At 59.1% G+C, this 21,526-nt stretch carries 18 protein-coding genes, 1 tRNA gene and 1 pseudogene; 10 read left to right on the forward strand and 10 right to left on the reverse strand.

All coding sequences use genetic code 11. The features are described 5' to 3' along the window. Positions 1-10: 10 nt before the first annotated feature. The 3 genes from ACN0SC_RS02495 (at position 11) to ACN0SC_RS02505 (ending at position 4,812) form a co-directional block, all read left to right on the forward strand. Positions 11-445 (forward strand): Lrp/AsnC family transcriptional regulator, encoded by a 435-nt coding sequence (locus ACN0SC_RS02495; protein WP_417248088.1) that lies wholly within the window; start codon positions 11-13, stop codon positions 443-445. A gap of 108 nt (positions 446-553) precedes the next feature. Beyond that, the gene (locus tag ACN0SC_RS02500) at positions 554-3,595 is read left to right on the forward strand and encodes a valine--tRNA ligase (RefSeq protein ID WP_417248542.1); all 3,042 of its coding nucleotides are present in this window, start codon (positions 554-556) and stop codon (positions 3,593-3,595) included. A 101-nt stretch (positions 3,596-3,696) separates the two neighbouring features. Continuing rightward, positions 3,697-4,812 carry a pyridoxal phosphate-dependent aminotransferase gene (locus ACN0SC_RS02505; protein WP_417248089.1) on the forward strand — a complete coding sequence of 372 codons (1,116 nt, stop codon included), beginning with the start codon at positions 3,697-3,699 and terminating at the stop codon, positions 4,810-4,812. 25 nt (positions 4,813-4,837) lie between these two features. On the opposite strand, the gene ACN0SC_RS02510 is transcribed toward ACN0SC_RS02505, so the two are convergent. Beyond that, the gene (locus tag ACN0SC_RS02510; protein ID WP_417248090.1) at positions 4,838-6,070 is read right to left on the reverse strand and encodes a pyridoxal-phosphate-dependent aminotransferase family protein; all 1,233 of its coding nucleotides are present in this window, start codon (positions 6,068-6,070) and stop codon (positions 4,838-4,840) included. A gap of 316 nt (positions 6,071-6,386) precedes the next feature. Between ACN0SC_RS02510 and ACN0SC_RS02515 the strand changes: the two genes are divergently transcribed. Next, positions 6,387-8,381: an ABC transporter ATP-binding protein gene (locus ACN0SC_RS02515; RefSeq protein WP_417248091.1), complete on the forward strand. Its 1,995-nt coding sequence runs from the start codon at positions 6,387-6,389 to the stop codon at positions 8,379-8,381. On the opposite strand, the pseudogene ACN0SC_RS02520 reads toward ACN0SC_RS02515, so the two are convergent. After that, a pseudogene (locus tag ACN0SC_RS02520) lies at positions 8,308-9,051 on the reverse strand (TIGR04283 family arsenosugar biosynthesis glycosyltransferase); the annotation flags it as partial. The gene ACN0SC_RS02515 and the pseudogene ACN0SC_RS02520 sit on opposite strands and share 74 nt — an antisense overlap. On the opposite strand from ACN0SC_RS02520, the gene ACN0SC_RS02525 reads away from it, so the two are divergent. Continuing rightward, complete coding sequence (locus ACN0SC_RS02525; RefSeq protein WP_417248092.1) at positions 8,990-9,733, forward strand: YgfZ/GcvT domain-containing protein; 744 nt, start codon at positions 8,990-8,992, stop codon at positions 9,731-9,733. The pseudogene ACN0SC_RS02520 and the gene ACN0SC_RS02525 overlap by 62 nt on opposite strands. A gap of 57 nt (positions 9,734-9,790) precedes the next feature. Here ACN0SC_RS02525 and efp read toward each other — a convergent pair whose 3' ends face one another. Continuing rightward, positions 9,791-10,354, reverse strand: a complete 564-nt coding sequence (gene efp, locus ACN0SC_RS02530; RefSeq protein ID WP_417248093.1) for an elongation factor P — start codon at positions 10,352-10,354, stop codon at positions 9,791-9,793. 216 nt (positions 10,355-10,570) lie between these two features. Here efp and ACN0SC_RS02535 point away from each other — a divergent pair, with 216 nt between their 5' ends. Together ACN0SC_RS02535 and ACN0SC_RS02540 are read left to right on the forward strand one after the other, a co-directional pair. Further along, entirely contained in the window at positions 10,571-10,888 is a 318-nt protein-coding gene (locus ACN0SC_RS02535) for a DUF6280 family protein (protein WP_417248094.1), read from the forward strand. 200 nt (positions 10,889-11,088) lie between these two features. Next, the gene (locus ACN0SC_RS02540) at positions 11,089-12,546 is read left to right on the forward strand and encodes a cobyric acid synthase (RefSeq protein ID WP_417248095.1); all 1,458 of its coding nucleotides are present in this window, start codon (positions 11,089-11,091) and stop codon (positions 12,544-12,546) included. Between the two features lie 21 nt (positions 12,547-12,567). Here the strand turns inward: ACN0SC_RS02540 and ACN0SC_RS02545 are convergent, their stop codons facing one another. From ACN0SC_RS02545 to ACN0SC_RS02555, 3 genes are all read right to left on the reverse strand, one after another. Then, positions 12,568-13,617 carry a hypothetical protein gene (locus ACN0SC_RS02545; protein ID WP_417248096.1) on the reverse strand — a complete coding sequence of 350 codons (1,050 nt, stop codon included), beginning with the start codon at positions 13,615-13,617 and terminating at the stop codon, positions 12,568-12,570. Positions 13,618-13,752: 135 nt separating this feature from the next. Next, a complete protein-coding gene (locus tag ACN0SC_RS02550; RefSeq protein WP_417248543.1) occupies positions 13,753-15,087 on the reverse strand; it encodes a TolC family outer membrane protein in 1,335 nt (444 codons plus the stop codon). A gap of 113 nt (positions 15,088-15,200) precedes the next feature. Beyond that, entirely contained in the window at positions 15,201-15,854 is a 654-nt protein-coding gene (locus tag ACN0SC_RS02555) for a protein-L-isoaspartate O-methyltransferase family protein (protein WP_417248097.1), read from the reverse strand. A 137-nt stretch (positions 15,855-15,991) separates the two neighbouring features. Here ACN0SC_RS02555 and ACN0SC_RS02560 point away from each other — a divergent pair. Then, a tRNA-Cys gene (locus ACN0SC_RS02560) sits at positions 15,992-16,065 on the forward strand. Between the two features lie 68 nt (positions 16,066-16,133). Here ACN0SC_RS02560 and ACN0SC_RS02565 read toward each other — a convergent pair. From ACN0SC_RS02565 to ACN0SC_RS02575, 3 genes are read right to left on the reverse strand one after another with little or no spacing between them, the layout of a single operon-like run. Continuing rightward, positions 16,134-17,165 carry a site-specific integrase gene (locus ACN0SC_RS02565; RefSeq protein ID WP_417248098.1) on the reverse strand — a complete coding sequence of 344 codons (1,032 nt, stop codon included), beginning with the start codon at positions 17,163-17,165 and terminating at the stop codon, positions 16,134-16,136. Next, complete coding sequence (locus ACN0SC_RS02570; protein ID WP_417248099.1) at positions 17,162-17,353, reverse strand: hypothetical protein; 192 nt, start codon at positions 17,351-17,353, stop codon at positions 17,162-17,164. The genes ACN0SC_RS02565 and ACN0SC_RS02570 overlap by 4 nt, the downstream gene beginning before the upstream one ends. Positions 17,354-17,376: 23 nt before the next feature. After that, on the reverse strand, positions 17,377-17,571 hold the full coding sequence (locus ACN0SC_RS02575) for an Arc family DNA-binding protein (RefSeq protein ID WP_082995993.1): 195 nt from the start codon (positions 17,569-17,571) through the stop codon (positions 17,377-17,379). An 84-nt stretch (positions 17,572-17,655) separates the two neighbouring features. Here ACN0SC_RS02575 and ACN0SC_RS02580 point away from each other — a divergent pair, with 84 nt between their 5' ends. After that, positions 17,656-17,994: an Arc family DNA-binding protein gene (locus ACN0SC_RS02580; protein ID WP_417248100.1), complete on the forward strand. Its 339-nt coding sequence runs from the start codon at positions 17,656-17,658 to the stop codon at positions 17,992-17,994. A 40-nt stretch (positions 17,995-18,034) separates the two neighbouring features. Further along, entirely contained in the window at positions 18,035-20,881 is a 2,847-nt protein-coding gene (locus tag ACN0SC_RS02585; protein ID WP_417248101.1) for a UvrD-helicase domain-containing protein, read from the forward strand. Here the strand turns inward: ACN0SC_RS02585 and ACN0SC_RS02590 are convergent. Then, positions 20,878-21,519, reverse strand: a complete 642-nt coding sequence (locus tag ACN0SC_RS02590; RefSeq protein ID WP_417248102.1) for a hypothetical protein — start codon at positions 21,517-21,519, stop codon at positions 20,878-20,880. The two genes, ACN0SC_RS02585 and ACN0SC_RS02590, sit on opposite strands and share 4 nt — an antisense overlap. Between the last annotated feature and the right edge of the window lie 7 nt (positions 21,520-21,526).

The following is a 21,526-nucleotide window of genomic DNA, read 5'->3' on the forward strand; positions in this document are numbered from 1 at the left end:
GGAGGGCGCAATGCTCGACGATCTTGATCAGAAGATTCTCAACGCAATGGTGGCGGACAGTTCCACCTCGGTGTCGCGCATGGCGCGTCGGTTCAAAGTGGCCCGCTCGACGGTGCAGGCGCGGCTCGAACGTATGGAAACCAACGGCACGATTGCTGGCTACACAATCAAGCTCGGCGACGTGATGCAGGCGCGACGGGTGCGTGCGACCGTGTTGATCGAGATTGAACCACGCAGTTCGGCGGGCGTCGTGACCAAACTCAAAGCCATCCCCGAAGTGGAAATGGTAGCCACATCGACGGGGCGTGTGGACCTGATCGCGCAGATTGCCTGCGGCTCGACCGAAGAAATCGATGATACGCTGGAGCGGATTACAGCGCTGTCGGGCGTCACCGATATCGAGAGTCTGATCCACCTGTCGACAAAATTCGACCGCAGCGTGTGACCCCTCCCCGAAGCGGCACATGGTCGCCGCACAGGTTTCGCCCTTTCCCTTGGCTCCCGCGCGCGATAAACAGCGCAGGATCAGAGGCGACTTGCGGGCATGGATATTATGGAACTGGACAAACCTTTTGACGCCAAAGAAGCGGAAACGCGGATTTATGACGCTTGGGAAAAAGCGGGTGCCTTCAAGGCAGGCGCGAATGCCAAACGCGACGAGACTTTCTCGGTCATGATCCCGCCGCCCAACGTGACGGGCGCGCTTCACGTTGGCCATGCGTTCAACAACACCATTCAGGACATCCTCGTGCGCTGGCACCGGATGCGCGGGTTCGACACGCTCTGGCAGCCCGGTCAGGACCACGCGGGCATCGCCACGCAGCTCATGGTGGAAAAAGAGCTAGCCAAGACAGGCCAGCCCTCACGCGCCGATCTTGGCCGCGACAAATTCCTTGAGAAAGTTTGGGACTGGAAGGGGCAATACGGCTCCACCATCATCAACCAACTCAAACGTCTTGGCTCCTCCTGTGACTGGTCGCGCAATGCGTTCACCATGTCGGGGGCGCCCAATGCTCCTGCGGGTGAGGAAGGCAATTTCCACGACGCGGTGATCAAGGTCTTCGTCGAGATGTATGAGAAGGGTCTCATCTATCGCGGCAAGCGGCTTGTGAACTGGGATCCGCATTTCGAGACCGCCATCTCCGATCTGGAAGTGGAAAACATCGAAGTTGCGGGCCACATGTGGCACTTCAAATACCCGCTCGCCGACGGTGTGACCTACACCTATGTCGAGAAGGACGAAGACGGCAATGTCGTGTTCGAGGAAGAGCGCGATTATATCTCTATTGCCACCACCCGCCCCGAGACAATGCTGGGCGACGGGGCCGTGGCCGTTCACCCCGATGACGAACGCTATGCGCCCATCGTTGGCAAGCTGTGCGAAATCCCCGTGGGGCCGAAAGAGCACCGCCGTCTGATCCCGATCATCACCGACGAATATCCCGACCCCGATTTCGGTTCGGGCGCGGTGAAGATTACGGGCGCACATGACGCCAACGACTATGGCGTGGCGATGCGCAACAACATCCCGCTCTATCGCCTGATGGACACGAAGGCGTCCATGCGCACCGACGGCACCCCCTACGCTGAGGCGGCGGCTATCGCCATGGAAGTCTCCAAGGGCAAGCGCACGCTGACCGAGGCCGAAACCGACACGATCAACCTCGTCCCCGACGAGCTTCGCGGGCTGGACCGCTTTGAGGCCCGCAAGGCGGTGGTCAAGCAGATCACCGACGAAGGGCTTGCCGTGATGACCACAGTGACCCGCAACGTCAAGGACGATGATGGCAACGATGTGGAAGTCACCGAGAGTGTTCCCTTCGTAGAGAACAAGCCGATCATGCAGCCCTTCTGCGACCGCTCGAAAGTGGTCATGGAGCCGATGCTGACGGATCAGTGGTATGTGGACGCCGAGAAGCTCGCAGGCCCCGCACTGGAGGCCGTGCGTTCTGGCAAGACAAAGATCATGCCCGAGAGCGGGGAAAAGACCTTCTACCACTGGCTTGAAAATATCGAGCCATGGTGCATCTCGCGGCAGCTGTGGTGGGGGCATCAGATCCCTGTCTGGTATATCCCGGGCGAAGAGGACTGGTATCCGATCTGCGCTGCGACCGAAGAGGAGGCCATCGAGAAGGCCAAGCTGCAATCGCCCGAAGGCACCACCTTCCGCATTGTGGCTGATGCTCAGGAAGCCGCCGAAGTGCTCAAGTCGCAACTGCCGCTCATGGACACCCATGACGAGGGCGCGATCCGCTCCTTCGAGGGACCGATGGACCTGCCGATGTTCCGCGATCCTGACGTGCTGGACACGTGGTTCTCCTCTGGCCTGTGGCCGATCGGCACGCTGGGCTGGCCCGAATGGGACGAAAGCACATCGAAATACTTCCCGACCGATGTTCTGGTCACGGGGCAGGACATCCTCTTCTTCTGGGTTGCCCGCATGATGATGATGCAACTGGCCGTCGTGGATGAGGTTCCTTTCCACACCGTCTACCTGCACCAGCTCGTGCGCGACGAGAAGGGCAAGAAGATGTCCAAGACCACGGGCAACGTCATCGACCCGCTGGAGATCATCGACGAATACGGCGCTGATGCGCTGCGCTTCACCAACGCCTCGATGGCCTCCATCGGCGGTGTGCTCAAACTCTCCGTGGATCGCATCAAAGGCTACCGGAACTTCGGCACCAAGATCTGGAACGCCGCGCGCTTTGCCGAGATGAACGAGGTCTTTACCCACTACGATCCCGCCGTCATGCCCGCCCCGCAGGCCACGGTGAACAAGTGGATCATCGGCGAGACCGCCAAGGTGCGCGAGGTGGTTGATACCGCCTTCACCGACTACCGCTTCAACGACGCGGCATTGGCGCTTTACGGCTTCGTGTGGGGCAAGCTCTGCGACTGGTATGTGGAACTGTCCAAGCCGCTCTTCTACGACGGTGACGAGGCCACCAAGGCCGAGACACGTCAAACGATGGGTTGGGTGCTGGATCAGGCGCTCACCATGCTGCACCCGATCATGCCCTTCATCACCGAGGAGCTTTGGTCGAAGATCAAGGCCGACCGCCCCATGCTCGCCATCTCCGATTGGCCGACCTATGGCGCGGAACTGGTGGATGCCGAAGCCGACCGCGAGATGAACTGGGTGATCGATCTGATCGAGAGCATCCGCTCCAGCCGCGCCGAAGTTCACGTGCCTGCGGGCCTGAAAATCCCGATGGTTCAGGTCGAACTGGACGCGGCAGGAAAAACCGCTTGGGCCAACAACGAGGCGCTCATCATGAAGCTCGCCCGCATCGACAGCCTGTCCGAAGGCCCGATGCCCAAAGGCGCTGTGACCATCTCCGTAGCGGGCGGCGTCTTTGCCCTTCCGCTCGAAGGGGTAATCGACATCGCCGAGGAAAAGGCACGTCTCGAAAAGGCGCTTGGCAAGCTGGCGAAGGAATTGGGTGGGCTGCGTGGCCGCCTGAACAACCCCAAATTCGTCGAAAGCGCCCCCGAAGAAGTCGTGGCGGAAGCAAAAGAAAACCTCGCCGCGCGCGAAGAGGAAGAGGCCAAAATCAAGGCCGCCATTGCGCGACTGGCCGAGTTGGGCTGACCCGCCTCTCTAAGACAGACCAGCGGCCCCGCCCCATCACAGGCGGGGCCGTTTTCCCATCCACCCTTGCGGCCCGCGCAGGAATGCACCATCCCTAGGTCATGTCTGATACCACCGATGATCCCCGCCTGACCGCGCTTGTGCGCTCACTTCCCTCGACGGTCCCCTTCGTGGCGCCCGAGACGCTGGAGGCACAACGCGGCGCACCGTTTGACGCCCGCCTTGGTGCCAACGAATTGTCCTATGGCCCCGCCCCGGCTGCCGTGGCCGCGATGAAAGCGGCTGTGGGAGGCATCTGGAAATACGGCATGGCGGACAATGCGCCGCTGGCTCGCGCTCTGTCGGAGCACTACGGAATTGACCACGCGCATTTCACGATTGGCGAGGGGATCGACGGGCTGCTCGGCAATCTCGTACGACTCTTTGTGGAGCGCGGCGATGCGGTCGTGACCTCCGCAGGCTCCTACCCGACATTCAATTACCACGTGGCGGGCTTCGGCGGGACGATCCACGCCGTGCCCTACCGCGACCTACTTGAAGACCCCGACGCGCTAATCGCCAAGGCCCGCGAAACGGGCGCGAAACTGGTCTATATCTCCAACCCCAACAACCCGATGGGTGGCGCGCATTCGGCCACGCGGATCGAGGCGATGATCGAAGCCCTGCCCGACGGCTGCCTTATGGTGCTTGACGAAGCCTATACCGAATTTGCCGATGCGGCGACGCGCCCTGCCCTAGAACCAATGGACCCGCGCGTGATCCGTTTCCGCACCTTCTCTAAGGCCTATGGTATGGCGGGAGCGCGGGTAGCCTATGGCATCACGCATCCCGAAATCGCCGCCGCCTTCGACCGCGTGCGCAACCATTTCGGCGTCAACCGCATCGCCGTGGCGGGGGCTGTCGCCTCACTTGCGGAACAGGATCGACTTGCCGATATCGTTGCCCGCATCAAAGCAGGGCGCGAGGAGCTTGCCGAGATCGCAAAGGCTCACGGCCTATCCCCTCGCCCGTCACAGACCAACTTCGTTGCGATGGATACGCACCGCGATGGCGCATTTGCCCGCGCACTTGTGGCCGAGCTTGATCGTCGCGGGGTATTCATCCGTATGCCTGGCGTTGCACCGCTCAACAGCCATATCCGCGTTTCTGTTGGCACGCCTGAAGAAATCGCGATCTTCGCCTCACGCCTCGGCCCCGCGCTGAACGCCATCGGATAAAACCGAGGCGCCCGCGCACCGTGCCTTAGCCGCCTGTTGGCGTCACATCCGCGTCTGCGCCCAGTTGCGCAAGAAAAGTCGAGGCTGCCGTGACGCCGCCCGACTTGTGGGGGATATCGAGGGCCACCAGAGACGACTCGATTGCGCCGCAGATGCCCAGAACCATATGCGCGTTGAAATGGCCCATATGACCAATGCGGAAGTGGTCATTGCCCGTCCCCGCCCCGAAGGAACCACCAAAGCCGAGCGAAATGCCAAGGGTAATTCCGAGGTGTTCGGTCAGCCAGTTACGCAGGCGCTCCCCGTCGCCGCCACCGATATGCACAGTGCTCACCGCATGTGACCTGTTCGAGCGCTCGGGAATGTTGAGGGCAATAGCCCCTTCCTCACCCCAATGCTCCAGTGCGGCCCAATAGGCCCGTGCCAAAGTCGCATGGCGCGCCCAGACGTTTTCGAGACCTTCCTCCAAGATCATATCGACCGCCTTGCGCAGCCCGTAGATATGGTGGGTAGGCGGGGTGCCGTCATAGAAATGATAGAGGAATTCGGGATTTGCGCGGTCGGTCCAGTCCCAGTAGGGCGTGCGCATATCCGCGCTTTCGCCCAACTTGGCTGCCTTTTGCGAGAACCAGACGAACCCCATGCCTGGAGGTGTCATCAACCCTTTCTGGCTCGCCGCGATCATCACGTCGACGCCCCAATTGTCCATCTCGAACCGCTCGCAGCCCAGCGAGGCGATGCAATCCACCGCAAAGACCGCAGGGTGTCCAGCCGCATCAATCGCCTTGCGCATCGCGGGAATGTCGTTGCGCACCGAGGTTGCGGTGTCGACATGCACGGTCATCACGGCTTTGATTTCATGGTTTGTATCAGCCCGAAGCGCCTCCTCCAGACGCGCAGGGTCCACAGGGCCCTGCTTGCCGAAATCAAGCGTATCGACTTGCGCGCCGAGCTTTTTCGCCACATCTGCCCAGCCTTCGCCGAAACTGCCCGTAACACAGGCCAGAACCTTATCACCGCGCGAGAGAAGATTGGTCAGCGACGCTTCCCACAGGCCATGCCCGTTGCTGATGTAGTTCGCGAGATGGCCATCAGTTCCCGCAATCCGCTTGAGATCGACCATGAGGCCATCGCTGATATCGTGCAATTCACCCGTATAAATGTTCGGCGCGGGCCGATGCATCGCTTGTAATACGGGATCAGGGATCACGGAGGGGCCAGGAATGGCGAGGTAATGGCGTCCGTTGGACAGGGTCATGCGCGCACCTTAGACAGGGGCACCCTCGCAAGGCGAAGGCGCGGGGAGGGAATAATCGCAACACCACGCACCCGTCACCCACGGGCAGAACACCGATGGGATGGGCACGTCTTGGTCGCGACCAGACAGGGTTATATCCACCACGCGCGCCCGTCAATGCGACGCCTTTGCAGGCCGACTTTGCATCTGCGCACGGCCTACCGATCCACGAGCGCATTCCAAACACGGGATTGAAGCGGGCGATTGGAGCGTTTACATCTTTTCCGACACAGGCGCTGCCACGGCGCTGGTGGGCCAAGGAGGCTCTGGAGCGAACATGGCGAAAACGCACGACGCGGCACGCGCGAAAACGACCACCACCGCCGCCCCCGCGCAGGCACAGCCCCCAGCGACCGCGGGCGGACCAGATGCACGCACGCAGAGCGCCTCCGAACGGTCAATCCTGACGTGGTTCTTCAAAAACTACCTCAAACCTCTGCGGAAGAAGCTCTTCGGCACATTGCTCTTCATGGTGCTCGAAGGGCTGATGCTTGGCGCGCTGTCCTACCTCATCAAGCCCATGTTCGATCAGGTGCTCGTCGCCTCGGATGCTGGCGCGGTCAAATGGGTGTCGCTCGCCGTTCTAGGCGTTTTCGCGATCCGTGCCCTTTCGTCCTTTGCCAATCGCATCCTGATGACCATGGTGCGCCTGCAATCCTCCGCGCATCTGCAAAGCGATCTGGTGCGGCATGTTCTGACCCTTGATGGCGATTTCCACCACCGCCACCCGCCAGGCGTGTTGCTTGAGCGCACGCGGGGCGACTGTCTTGCCGCCTCTACCCACTGGGGCACGATCTTCGCCACGCTGATCAAAGATGTTGTCGGCCTCATTTCGCTTCTTGCGGTCTGCATCTCGATCGACTGGCAATGGGCCGCCGTCGCGATGATTTCAGTGCCTATAATCGCCATCCCGATTTCGACGCTGCAAAAGCTGGTGCGCCGCAATTCGCGAGCCGCACGCGCCGCCTCAGCCACCGTATCTAACCGTCTGGACGAGATTTTCCACGGCGCTACCTCGGTCAAGCTCTCGGGCACCGAGGAGCGTGAGGCACAGCGGTTCCACCGCTCGGTCCTTGACTATGTTAACGAGGAACTGCGCGCCGCGCGCGGCCAAGCTGGCATCCCCTCGCTGGTCGATTTCGTCGCGGGCCTCGGTTTTTGCTCCGTGCTCTATTTCGGCGGGATGCAAATCATCTCGGGCGAGAAAACCGTGGGCGAATTCATGGCCTTTTTCACCGCTTTGGGCCTCGTCATCGACCCCGCACGGCGTCTGGGCAATATCTCTGGCGTCTGGCAATCCGCTATGGCTGCACTCGAACGAGTTCACGAGGTTTTCTCGGAGCAGCCCACCATCACCTCTCCCCCCAATCCCGTGCCGCTTGCGGTCCCTGCGCCACAAGCCGATATCGAGCTCGATAACGTGGCCTTCTCCTACACCGACGCTCCCGTGCTGAACGGCACAAACTTCACCGCCAAAGCGGGTCAGACCACGGCGCTCGTAGGCGCATCGGGTGCGGGGAAGTCCACCATCTTCAACCTACTGGCGCGACTGGCAGACCCCGACAGCGGCGAAATCCGTATCGGCGGCATCCCCACACGCGACCTTGATCTGGCCGAATTGCGCGGGTTGTTTTCGGTGGTCTCGCAAGATGCGCTGCTTTTCGACGAGAGCCTGCGTGACAACGTCCTGATGGGCGCGGAGGTCAGCGACGAGACGCTGCAAAAGGCGCTCCACGCCGCCCATGTCGATGCCTTCGTCGGAAAGCTCGACGACGGGCTGGACACCAAGGTCGGTCCACGCGGCTCGGCGCTTTCGGGCGGGCAGCGGCAGCGGGTCGCAATCGCGCGTGCCATCCTGCGTGACGCGCCGATCCTCCTGCTCGACGAGGCCACCTCGGCGCTCGACGCACAATCGGAGAAAGTGGTGCAGCAGGCCATTGAGGAGTTGTCGCGCGACCGCACAACGCTCGTCATCGCGCACCGCCTGTCGACCATCCGAAACGCAGACAAGATCGTGGTGATGGACAGAGGCACGGTGGTCGATCAAGGCACCCACGATGAATTGCTCGCGCGCGGCGGTCTCTACGCTGACCTCTATCGCCTGCAATACTCGGAAGGGAAAACCGTCACCGATCCTGGTAATCGCGGGCAAGTTGTTGCGGATCGACCCCGAAAAGGTAGCGTAACAGACGCCAAAGGTTCCGGCTTCCTTGCGCGCGCCAGCCGCCAGATTGGTAGCGCCTTGGGTCTGTTTGGACGGCGCGACGGCTAAGAACGATCCGCTTGCGCCCAAGGGCGCGGGCAATTGCAACGTCTTCCATGAGCGGCTGGTCGGGATAGCCCCCGATCTCGTCATAGAGCGCGCGAGAGATCAGGAGCGCCTGATCCCCGTATGGCAGCCCGAAGGCCCGCGTGCGCAGGTTCGCCCACATCGCCGTGATCCGCGCCATCGCCTCGGGGGCATTGCGAAACGACAGGGAAAAGACCAGCGCGGCATCGGGGCGCGAAATATGTCCGAGCGCCTCCTCAACCCATTCGGCGGGCAAATGTGTATCGGCATGGAGAAAAAGCAGCCACGCGCCCTGCGCCGCCTCTGCCCCGCGCGCCAGTTGGCCGCCCCGCCCTGCTGGCCCCGTGACAAATGTAGCACCCACAGCATCGGCCAGTTTCGCGACATCATCCGTAGAACCGCCATCCGAAATGATCAACTCGCGCACCAGCCCCGCATCGACGCCCGCCATCACCCGCGCCAAAGTTTCGGGCAATGCGGGGGCTGCATTGAGGGTCGGGATAATCACGGAAATCGGCGCGCGCATGGGTCTCTCGCTTTTCATGTCTCCATTCTTCCCTATATGAAGGAACGCAGAGATGGGAGAGATCATGACACACCGCCGCATCCTCGCGCTTTCGGGCGCTGATACCCGCAAATTCCTGCAAGGCATCGTGACCAACGACGTGGGCGAACTGGATCACGGGGCGGTCTATACCGCACTCCTGACGCCGCAGGGGAAGTTCCTATGTGATTTCTTCCTGATTCCCGAAGGAGACAGCGTTCTTGTCGATGTCGCCGAGGAGTACGCCGATGCACTGACCAAGCGCCTCACCATGTACAAGCTGCGCGCCGATGTGCAGGTCGAGACAACCGACCGCAAGGTTGCGCGCGGGCTTGGTCCCACGCCCGAAGGCGCCTTTGCCGATCCGCGCCACGAAGGCCTTGGCTGGCGCGCTTATGACGGACGCGAGGGTGATGAGACGATCGACTGGGACGCCCTGCGCGTGGCCTATGTGATCCCTGAGACAGGAATTGAATTGACGCCCGACACCTTCATCCTTGAAGCGGGGTTCGAGAGGCTCTCGGGGGTGAACTTCAAAAAGGGCTGTTACGTAGGCCAAGAGGTCACGGCGCGGATGCACCACAAGACCACTTTGCGCAAAGGGCTGGTTCAGGTCGTGATCGACGGTTCGGCGCCAGTAGGCACGCCGTTGCTGACAGAAGATGGCAAGGAGGCGGGTACGCTGTTTACCCAGTCGGGCGGGCGCGCCATTGCCCATCTGCGCTTCGACCGTGCGAACGGGCCGATGACGGCAGGAGATGCAACCGTGACCTACAGGCCGCAAGGCTGAACGAAAAAAGCCGCCCGAACACGCGGGCGGCTTTCAATTCATTGTGATCACGTGCCCTCAGGCGCGCTCGGAATATTCCATTGTCTCGGTATTCACGATGATCGCCTCACCCTGACCAACGAAGGGCGGCACCATAACCTTCACGCCATTATCGAGGATCGCGGGCTTGAAGGAGTTCGCGGCGGTCTGCCCCTTCACCACAGGCTCGGTCTCTTCCACGGTGCAGGTCACTTTCTGCGGCAAGGTCACGTTGAGCGCCTCGGTGTCATAATACTCGATCACCACCGTCATACCGTCCTGCAAGAAGGGGCGACGCTCGCCCAGAAGATCGGCAGGAAGCTCGACCTGCTCATAGGTCTCTGTATCCATAAAGGTCAGCATTCCGTCCGTTTCGAACAGGAATTGCTGGTCTTTTTGCTCAAGGCGCACACGCTCGACCTTATCGGCGGAGCGGAAGCGCTCGTTGAGTTTGCGGCCGTCGCGGAGGTTCTTCATCTCCACCTGCGCAAATGCACCGCCCTTACCGGGTTTCACATGGTCGCATTTCACAGCGACCCAAAGGCCCCCGTCGTGTTCAAGAACATTTCCGGGACGAATTTCGTTACCGTTAATCTTGGGCATTATGTCAAAACCTTTGCAAAAGGTTGAAGGGAAGTCGGCGCACTCTATATCTGGACCAGTGTGACCGCGCAAGGCGCGGGATATAGGAGCATAGCGCGAGGACACATGCCCTTAACGCATAGGAGCTATGCATTTGAGGTGTATCCGAATCGGATCGAACCTGTCATAAGGCCCTTCGCGCCTGAAAAGACAAGACCAATATAACAAGGACTTCAAATGGCTGATTTCGTTGACGGCTCCGCATTCAATTACGAGCAAGGACAACGCGCGCGAAAGCTCTTCGCCGCGGTGGTTCTGGCCGCTCTGGACGATGCGATCGCCGATGACAAGAAATACGGCAACGGCCCCGAGCAGATCGCGCGTTGGGCGCGGTCGCGTGACGGGCGCGAAGTTCTGTCCTGCGCTGGTATCGACCCCAATGAACGGGTTGTGTCTGGCCTGATGGAATTCGTTGGCAAAGGGGTGCGCACCTCGGTTGCTCTTTCCCGCGAGGAAAGTGAACGCCGCAATGCGCAACAGGCCGAAGCGGCCTGATCCTGCTGCCCAAGATCGCTGCTATCTCTTGAGAGAAAACGCGCCGCCCCATGGGTGGCGCGTTTTTCGTTCGGAACAGCGAGACTGACCCTCTATCATTCGCAGGAACTGCACCGGATTTCGGATCTTGGAAAAGACCCTTTGCGTCTTCCGCGCGCCTCCAATACTCAGGTCGGAGCGGGCCGAGGGAGATGGAAACGGTGGCAAAGGCGATCATGGTTCAGGGCGCGGGCTCGAATGTCGGCAAGTCGATGCTTGTCGCAGGCATCGCGCGCGCATTGACAAAGCGTGGTCTGCGCGTCGCACCGTTCAAGCCCCAGAACATGTCGAACAATGCTGCCGTGACCGAAGACGGTGGCGAAATCGGTCGCGCTCAGGCCTTACAGGCACGCGCCTGTGGTCTTGCACCGCACACGGATATGAACCCTGTTCTGCTTAAACCCGAAACCGACACGGGCGCACAGGTCGTCGTTCAGGGCAAGCGCGTGGCCACGCTCAAGGCGCGCGACTACGGCGCGATGAAATCAACTCTTATGCCCGCTGTTCTGGAGAGCTTCCATCGGCTCGCGGCACAGGCTGACATCGTTGTGATTGAAGGCGCAGGCAGCCCCGCCGAGGTTAACCTGCGCGCGGGCGACATCGCCAACATGGGTTTTGCCGAGGCGGCAGATGTGCCCGTGGTCTTGGTGGGCGATATCGACAGGGGCGGTGTGATCGCGCAACTGGTCGGCACCCATGCCGTTCTGGACGACGCCGACCGCACGCGGATCAAGGCATTCTGCGTCAACAAGTTCCGTGGCGATGTGCGGCTGTTCCGTGATGGCGCAGCGGTGATTGCCGAGCGCACGGGATGGGCCGATCTTGGCACCGTGCCGTGGTTTGCGGGTGCGCATCGCCTGCCTGCCGAGGACGTGATGGACATCACGTCCCGCGGCGATGGTCGGGTCAAGATCGCGGTGCCGCGCCTATCGCGGATTGCGAATTTCGACGACCTTGATCCGCTCGCGGCAGAGCCTGATGTGATGGTCGAGATTGTGGAGGCAGGACGCCCCCTGCCCGCCGATGCCGATCTAGTCGTGATCCCTGGCACCAAATCCACAACAGGCGATCTTGCGTTTTTCAAGGCGCAGGGATGGGACATAGACCTCCACGCCCATGTGCGGCGCGGCGGGCATGTGCTCGGCATTTGCGGCGGATATCAAATGCTCGGCACTTGGGTCGATGATCCCGACGGGATCGAAGGGGCGGCGGGGCGGCACGCGGGACTGGGGTTGCTTGATGTAACCACAACGATGGTCGACGACAAACGCCTCGAAACCGTCACGGCGACTGATCTGGCTAGCGGAGCGAAGGTCGACGCCTATGAAATCCATATTGGCCGCACAAAGGGGCCCGATTGCGACCGCGGGTGGCTCGATGTGGCTGGATCGCGCGAAGGGGCTGCGAGCGCGGACGGGCGCGTGACGGGATGCTACCTGCACGGGCTTTTCGCCTCAGACGCCTTTCGCCACGCCTATCTCGCGCGCTTCGGCGTGCTGGACGGGTTGTCGGATTTCGAGGGGGGTGTCGAAGAAACGCTGAATGCTTTGGCCGCGCACCTTGAGACCCACCTTGATCTCGACGCACTGCTTACCCTCGCGGGCGGCGTTCGGCTTTAGCGGGTCTGGTCGGTCTGTCCGTCAGGACAGGTCGCGCATTGCGAGTGCGCGCTGCACCTCGCGACGCACGAGACGACGGATATTACGCGTCATACGCTCGCCCAAATGACCGCGCAGCTCCTCGCCAAGCACATCAGCAACCACGGCGCGCAGCGCAGCTTCGTCGAGCGTGACAGGCGTCTCCGCCTCCTCCTCGACCTCAGGCAGTTCGTCATCGAAAGCAAAGTCTCCGCCATCCTGCACGATGGCGGCAGAGGACGGGTCGTCATGGAAACCCGCAGGGGCGAAATCGTCGACCTCGGGGAATACGGGTGCCAGATCGTCCTGCTCCATGGCATCGACCGTGGGCGCCTCGGCATGCTCTTGATTGGGCACAGCACGGCTGCCGAAACTGCCCAGAACATGCACGTTGTCGCCGAGAGGAGTAGCGGTTTCTACGGGCATCTCCTGCGACGCCTCATCCTGTGCAGCCTCGCCCTTTGGCGCGTTGCCCTGCGCGGCGTGGTCGTCCATCACCGCCTTCTGCGTAAAGGCGCGCGGCACCTCGTGGGGAATTTCATCGTCGAGATCGAGGGAACCATCAGGCTCCCACTCATCCTCGACAGCACCAATGGCCTGCTCCAACTCGGCGATGCGTTCCTCAAGGGATAGCCCCGCAACATGACTTGCGGCATCTGGTTCAGGCGTATCGTCGAAATCAGCGGGCCACGGGGTCTCATCCGATGCGGCACCCATTACGGCTTGTTCAGGGCCGAGCACCAGCGGCGGAAGGTTGCCCTCTTCCTCTGCCAGATCGGTGCTCTCACCAGCCGGCGTGGCTTGCACCTCCTGCGCAATTAGAAGGTCGGACGACAGAACAAGCGGCGCGTCATCAATGTTGGAGGTCGCGTCGGATGCGGCGGCTTCAGACTGCGCGAGTTCCTGCGTGTTCAAAGTCGACTGATCCTTGGACTGTGCCTTCGCGAAAGGCGTTTTCAGTTCACCCGAAGTAACCGTTCGGGGAATGTGACTGTCCGCGACCAGCCGACGGATAGAGGCGAGAATATCCTCCGTCTCATCGAAATTTGTCATCGGATCCGACATCCTGTTCCCCTTGCGACTCTGCAACCTATACCCGTGATGGTAGCGACCTTACCGCTACGACACAACAGATGGATAAAGCCCACCGTCCTGTCGGAGCGGCTGGCTTTGGCTCATCTGGTGTGACTACTTGCGACCCAGTGCTTCAAGCACGCGGTCTAGCTTTTCCCCTTCGGGGCTTACGTAACGGGTCGGGCCGTCCTTGACCGCGTTGTAGTATGCGGCGGGATCGTAAACAGGCACGTCGAGCTTGAGATGCTCGACCGTCAGCAGCCCCATGGACTGCAGCACTGCGTAGGCTTGGCTCTCGCGGGCAATGGTGGCTTGGATCGCGGAAACCTGCGCATCAAGCAAATCCTGTTCGGCGTCAAGCACATCAAGCGTCGTCGAAGCGCCAAGATCGGCCTCTTCGCGCACGCCATCATAAGCGACGCGCTGAGCCTTCACGAGCGCTTGCGAGGCTTGTTCGGAGGCGGAGACCACCGAAAGCATGGCCCAGTTGGCGCGCACGGCTTCCTCGACATCGCGCGCGGTGGTCAACAATTCGGCACGCGCGGCGTCGCGTTGCGCCACGGCTTCGCGGATGGCGGAGGCAATTGCACCACCTTGATAAATCGGACCAGACAGGCCCAGACCGATGGAGCTCGTGCTGTCACCATCTCCGTCGATCGAAACGGAAGCGTCCGCACCTAGCGTCGGGAGCTGACCGCGCTCGGCCACTTCGACACCAAGATCAGTCGCAGCGACACGGTGTTGGAGCGCTTTGAGCGCGGGATGATTCTGGCGCGCAATGTTAACGGCGGCATCTGCCGAGCTTGCAGGCAGGCGCACGGAAGGCGGCTGGCTGAGGCTCACAGGATAATGACCAATGATGTTCTTGTAACTCTCGCGAGCTGAAGCAAGTCCACCCTGCGCCACCGAAAGCTGCGCGCGCGCGGAGGCCAGTTGCGCCTCGAATTGCGAGACTACGGTGCGCGTGACCTCACCCACTTCGAAGCGGTCCTGCGAGGCGCGAAGGTTTTGCGTTGCCAGACGGACCGCACTCTCGCGCAGCGACACAAGAGATTGCTGCTCACGTACGTTCATGTAGGCGCTGATCGCATCCGACAAAACTTGCTGTTCGACATTGACGAGTGACGCGCGAGTGGCAAGCACCGTTTCCTTGGCAATATCGAGTGCGATCTTGTTGCGACCGAAGGTGTAGAGCGTCATGCTGGCATTGAACGCCAACTGTTCGCTCCACGCTTTTGTCGCGGAATTGTACCCCGTGCTTGCACTATATCCGATGGAGGGACGCAAATTGGCAAGCGCCTGCGCGACCCCTTCGTCAGTGGCCCGCAGGTTGGCACGGTTCTGTTCAAGAAGACCTGAATTCTTGTAAGCCGAAGCCAGCGCATCACCGAGGCTCTCGGCCTGCACTGCCAAAGGCGCCAATACAACGCTTGCGGCCAAGGCCACCATGCGCAGACTGCGCGGAAAATTCTTATGTTTCGTCATCGGGTTACCTTCGTCTGCCTCACGCTATTATCGTGGACCCCGACCTCGGCATAATACCGGCCCGTCCGGCTCACGAGCTAAAGCGCAAATGCGCGTTCGGCCGCAAAACCAGAGAGCACTGGTGCTGTCGCGTTAAACGCCATACGCCAGTTGATCTGTCCATCTATTTTGTGCCCCACCTTGGCAATACCAAGGGCTCCGTCAAGAAAAATGCAACCAATGCGGCCGCCTTCTTTGAGTTGATCGGTAATTTTGGCTGGAATTTGTTCGACACCGCCCTGAATCACAATAGCGTCATAGGGGCCGTGCTTTGCTGCGCCATCGGCCAGACTGCCCGTTTCGACAACGGCATTGTCTACCCCGTGCTCGCCCAAGGTCTCGGTGGCGGCAGCGGCGAGGTCGGCATCTTCCTCAACTGCGATTACGGCCTCGGCCATATGCGCGATCACAGCGGTGGAATACCCCAGCCCCGGCGCGATATCGAGAACCAGATCGTCGGAATGGATATCAACCGCATCAAGCATCATTGCCAATACGCGAGGATCAAGCACCACTCGTCCGTTTCCGATGTCCACATCTCCGCCAGCATAGGCCGCGTCACGTTTGGCCGCGGGGACATAGGCCTCGCGCGGGACAGATAGCATCGCCTCGATGACAGGGTATTTGGTCACATCGGAGGGGCGGACCTGCGTATCGACCATCGTGGTGCGCAGCTGGGAAAAATCGGGCATATTCCGAACTCTTTCGTTCACGTGATGTTGCCGACCTTATAGACCCATTCATGTAGCAACGGCAACACGCGAAACACCGTGATTTGGCCGCTTGCGCAGCGTCGAACCTTGGTATAAACCCCGCAGCACACCACGGTGGCGAGTTGGCGGAGTGGTGACGCAGCGGATTGCAAATCCGTGTACACCGGTTCGATTCCGGTACTCGCCTCCAATAAAATCAATGACTTGCGTCATCCTTTCTCTCCTTCACTGCCATTTTTGAAACAAACGTTGAAACTTTCACGTTTCGGTCTTGCTTCGTTCCATTTGATTTCTTGCCTCTTGAGCGCGCTTGGCGAGCTCTCTTTGCCGGATCGGCCCACCGTACTTTTTCAGCATCTCAACGCCTGAATGGCCGGTGACCGCCTTGACCATTTCGTCATCACATCCAGCCAGATACAGCTCGATCGTCGCATTTTTCCTCAGCCCGTGCGTTTTGTAGTAGCTCGCCTTCTCGTGCTTCATCTTCTTTTTGATGGTGCGCATTTCCTCCGCAACGATCCGGTAGCTCACTGGCCGCCCCTTGGTGTCGGTCACGACAGTGCCGTCTGTTCGCGCAATGCCTTCGAGGTGGGTTTTCAGGCGGTCGGTGAGCGGGATCCAAAGAGGCTTGTCGGTTTTGCCCTGCGTGAAATCGAATCCTTCATCGGAGAAGTGCTCCCACTTCATCTTCACGACATCGCCAATGCGCTGGCCTGTGCCAACGCAAAGCTCGTAAACCAGCCGCGCCCGTTTTGAAGCCAGCGCTTCGAACTCTTCCCGAACATCATCTGGCCACGGCTCCCAGCCGTCGCTCTGCTGCTTGAAAAGCGGAATACCCTTCGCCGGATTGCCGTGCTCCTTCTTGATGAAGCCGATCAACCGGGCGTGATTCATCAAGACGACCATGACCTGGACAAGATAGTTGGCTTGCCGCCAGTGATCCGCATTTGCCCGGTGCAGTTCATAAATGTGGTGGGTTTCGATCCTAGCCGGGTCTTTGTCGGCCCAGATCTCACGAATGTGGCTGATATACCGCCGATAGTCGGATCTCGTCCGGGGCTTCAGCTTCTTGTAGGCGTCGCTCTCATAGTAGCTGAGAATCAACGCCTCAAAATTGCGTTTCACCGGCGCTGGCGCTGGTTTTCCCTTCAGCAGGCGATTGTAGTGATCCCAAAATTCCGGCGTGCCCGCTTCCTCGTGCATCATGACAGAGATACCGCGCGAACGCCGGATGAACCGTAGGTAGCCCCTGTCATTATAGACGTATTTTGGCAGGCTCTTTCGGGTCATTCGCCCATTCTCAAGTCACTATTGAGAAAGTCGTCGGCTGCCTCTGGCGCGACCATGTTGGCATCGACGATGACGCTGCCGTCAGGCTTAATCTCGAACTTCGCGCGCTGCCAGCCTGCCTCCCGTGCCTCGCGGATGAAGGCGGAGGCTGCTTGTTTCGCCTTTGTCTGTACACTTGCTTTGGCCATATGATCGACACCTCTCTTAATCGTTAACAACGCGCACTATCACCCTGATCCATATTGATATTTCCAACTGATCCGAGTGTGGACCGCCTGTCTTTCGCCGCGCGAATGGCGCGGATCACTTCTGAATTTTGGGAGTTTCCATTGCGATCTGACTCCGCCTTGATCCACTCTTTGAGCTCTTGCGGAAGCCGAAGCTGCATTGGTTTACGACTTTTCATGAAACGCCTCCAGGTTGAAACCACAACCTGTTAGTGGCACTTAGCCACTATTGCGTCAATTGCTTTTTATGGCACAGTGCCACTATGCCAGAACAAAGCTCTCAAAATCAGGATAAATTCATCGTGCGTCTGCCAGACGGCCTGCGCGATCGAATACGCCTCGCGGCTGAGGCCAACCATCGCAGCATGAATGCTGAGGTCGTCGCCCTCCTCGAAGAAAACTATCCAGTCCCTGTACCGGAAAACGTCACCGATCCTGCTGCAAGGCTTCTTTTTTGGCTTGCCAAAAGAATACGACGCAGAACGCCTAAACCGGGCTCAGCGAGAGAGCGCCAAGCGGCGCTGTACGAGAGCATCGCGAGCGACATTACCGCTCGGATGGAGGCGATTAATCAGAGCAATCAGAAAGGCGGCAATGGTTAGCGAATTGAACGTTTAACCTCTAGAATCTGCCGAGAGAAAAATGCCCAAAACACTTTGGCAACGCACGAAACACGTTGCCTCAACCTATACTTGGACCTTCATAGTTGTGATGGTCCTCAATCAACTTCTATTCTTCGGCTTTTGCCTCAATCCAATTTGTTTGATCGCGGCTATGCCGCATGTTCTTGCTATCACAGTGGCGTTGGGTAGCTGGTTCAACAAAATCAATGGCTGGGGCGGTGGCGACCATGAAGTGGAGCGATCCCCCCCTTCAACGAGGGTCGTTCCAAAGAGAGTCCCAGCAATTGGGCCCGGTTCAGAGTATTCAGATTGGCGCAGCGCTTGGTCAACATCCATTGAACCGAACAGATGGATCCCCAAAGGTGAAGCCGAGAACATTGTCCGACGCTTTCCACCATTTAAGAACGGGAGCGAAGAAGCTGAACCCACTTCGCAGTATCCGCATTTTCATAAGGCTCTTGCAAAGGAGTTTGATGCGGCCAATTCCGCTTTTGGCAAAAAACAGAAAGAACGGTTGAGCGATTTTTTTTCGTCAATCGAGCGGAACCCGCTCACCGATGAGCAAATGGATTGCTGTATCTGCATGGACAACGCGCTTCAAATCGTTGCCGCTGCAGGATCGGGTAAAACATCAACTATCATTGCACGTGTCGGGTATGCGCTAAAAGAAGGCCTAGTCCCACCTGAGGGGATTTTGATTCTGGCGTTCAACCGATCCGTAAAGGACGAACTGGAAACTCGCATCAAAGAACGCCTTGGTGATTTTCCCAACGTCCAACGCATTAATGTAAAGACATTCAATGCTTTCGGCCTGGGGGTAATCGGAAAGAGCACCGGGCGAAAGCCGAGGTTAGCTGACTGGGTTGAACCTGGCAAAGACGTCCAGGCCATCTCAGAAATTGTAGAAGACCTTCGCCAACGCGACCCCCGCTTCCGGCTTGACTGGGACTTGTTCAGAACGGTCTACGGTCGCGGCATCGACGAGTGGGAGAACCTCAAGCAACCGAAAACCGACGTCATAGGTAAAGGCAGCATTCCAACGGCAGACGGGAAACTGGTTAAGAGCCAAGAAGAGCGCATGATCTGCGATTTTCTCTTCTACCACGGCGTGCCATATGAGTACGAACGAGCATACGAACAAGACACTGCCACAGCAGAGCACTCCCAATACCATCCTGACTTTTATTACCCCCGCTTGCACCTTTACCACGAGCATTTTGCGCTAGACGCGGATGGCAAGGCACCGGCCCATTTTTCCGGCGATTATGTTTCGGGTGTCCTCTGGAAAAGGGAGCTACACGACGAAAAAGGAACCCAGCTATTCGAAACCACCTCGCATGGCTTGCGAAACGGTAACGACCTAGATCGGCTGAAATCCGAACTGGAGAAACACGGCGAAGTTCTGGAGTTCGACGAAAACCGCAAATCCACCGGCCAAGAGCCAATTCCAACCAAGCAACTAGCCTCGACGATCCGTGCTTTCCAGCAGCATGTCAAAAGCAATGGACTGAGCCCGAGGGACTTGCACCAGAAGATTGCTGTTCATGAGCGTGGCCACCGCGACCGGCTAACGCGCTTCGTTAAACTCTACGAAAGAGTCGCCGAGGAATGGCAGCAGCGTCTTGCTGTCGAAAACTGCATCGATTTCGATGACATGTTGCTCGATGCGATCAAGCACCTGAAAGAAGGGACATATCAAAGCCCCTTCAACATGGTTCTTGCGGACGAGTTTCAGGATGTTTCTCAGGCGAAGTTGCGTTTACTCAAAGCCCTCATAGAAAGCTCAGGGGCTTCCGCAAGCTTGTGCGTTGTTGGCGACGACTGGCAAGGGATCAACCGTTTCGCTGGAGCCGATATTTCTGTCATGACCGGTTTCGACCGAACATTCCCGAACGCCACGCAGCTCACACTAAGCAAAACGTTCCGATGCCCTAAGGTTTTATGCGAAGCATCCAGCGACTTCATCCAGAAGAATCCGATCCAAATAAAAAAGACCGTTGAAACCACCAACACTTATGAAAGAGCCGGACTTCATACATTTGCAGCTGAGACGATGAGTGGCGCACTTGAGCGTATTGAGAAAGATCTTAGGCAGCTGCATGGTGCCGCCAAAATTGGCCAGCTTGACGTGCCCGACGGCAACAAAATCACCATCATGCTCTTGGGCCGTTATCACAAGGATAAGCCCGCCAGCTTCAACAGCTGGAAGCGCGCCTATGGCGATCAACTTGAGCTCCGTTATTCTACTGCCCATGCCGCAAAAGGCCTCGAGGCTGACTATGTGATGCTTCTCAACGTCACCGAAGGCTTGATGGGTTTTCCAAGCCAAATCGTTGACGACCCTGCATTGCAGCTCGCGATGCCAGAGCCCGATGACTTCCCACTGGCTGAGGAGCGCCGCCTTTTCTATGTTGCCCTGACACGCGCCCGCCGACAAACGCGCATCTACACATTGCAGGACAAGCCTTCGAGATTTGTCGTCGAGCTCGCGAAAAACGGGCACACCGAGATCAAAAGCGAAAAGGCTACTTTGAAGGTCTGCCCAAAATGCGGGGCTGGCACACTCAGCCAAAAGACCGGACGATTTGGGCCGTTTGAAGCGTGCAGCGCGCATCCAGAATGTGATTATACCAAGCGACTACTTACGGTTGGTAGAGGCAGCGCTTCCGCAGTGAAATCCATTCGACTAAAAGACCCCATAGCTGAAGGGGCGAAATGCCCAACATGCAATCAAGGCAACATGGTTCTCCGAATGGGGCCAGACGACGAACCGTTCCTTGGGTGCTCTTCCTTCCCTCGTTGTCGAACAACAGCACAAGTCACCAAACGGCAAAACGGGAAAGGAAAAAGGGGCACTGGACACTAGTAGGCCACCCATTCATATCCATGATTGCCTTCGTGATCTTCCCATTCCACACCTACTCCGCGCCGCCAATTTGATGACGAACAGCGCCGTGACGGTAGGACCCATTGTGGGGCGGCGGCTGGTGTCGTTCGTTGCCAGCTGAACTCGCCCTGCGTACCGTAGGTCCCGAGGCGCATGTTGTAACTCTCAGAGCAATCATCGTCGCGACCACGTTCGCGATGACTGTAGTGCCGAACATCCCAGACGCGGATCGAGCGCACGAAATCAAATTCCAGGCCACTGATGTCGATATCGGCACCGTCTTCGACCACCTGAGCCAGGATGATTTGGCCGAGCGTCTGACCTGTTTGGTTGCTGGCCTCCCAGATTTTCGGGGCTGTGCTTTGCATCGGTGCGCGCTCAGAAACACCCATCGGGCAACGCCAGATTTGCAAAGGCGGCTCAATCGGCCAGGGCGTGATCCGGCGGATAAACACGGCGCGGGCATGGGCACATTCTGCTGACGCGGGCCACCCACCAGCCAGGCAAAGCAGAATGGCGCAGTCAACCTGATAGGCCTTAGCCGCCTGCGGAGCCACAGCTGAGAGCAGAGCCACGACAGCTCCGGCGGTCCAATTTCTGATAAGTCTGCAATACATATCAATA

Origin of the sequence: Celeribacter sp., assembly GCF_048261515.1 — a bacterium.
In the GTDB taxonomy this organism is placed as follows: Bacteria; Pseudomonadota; Alphaproteobacteria; order Rhodobacterales; family Rhodobacteraceae; genus Celeribacter.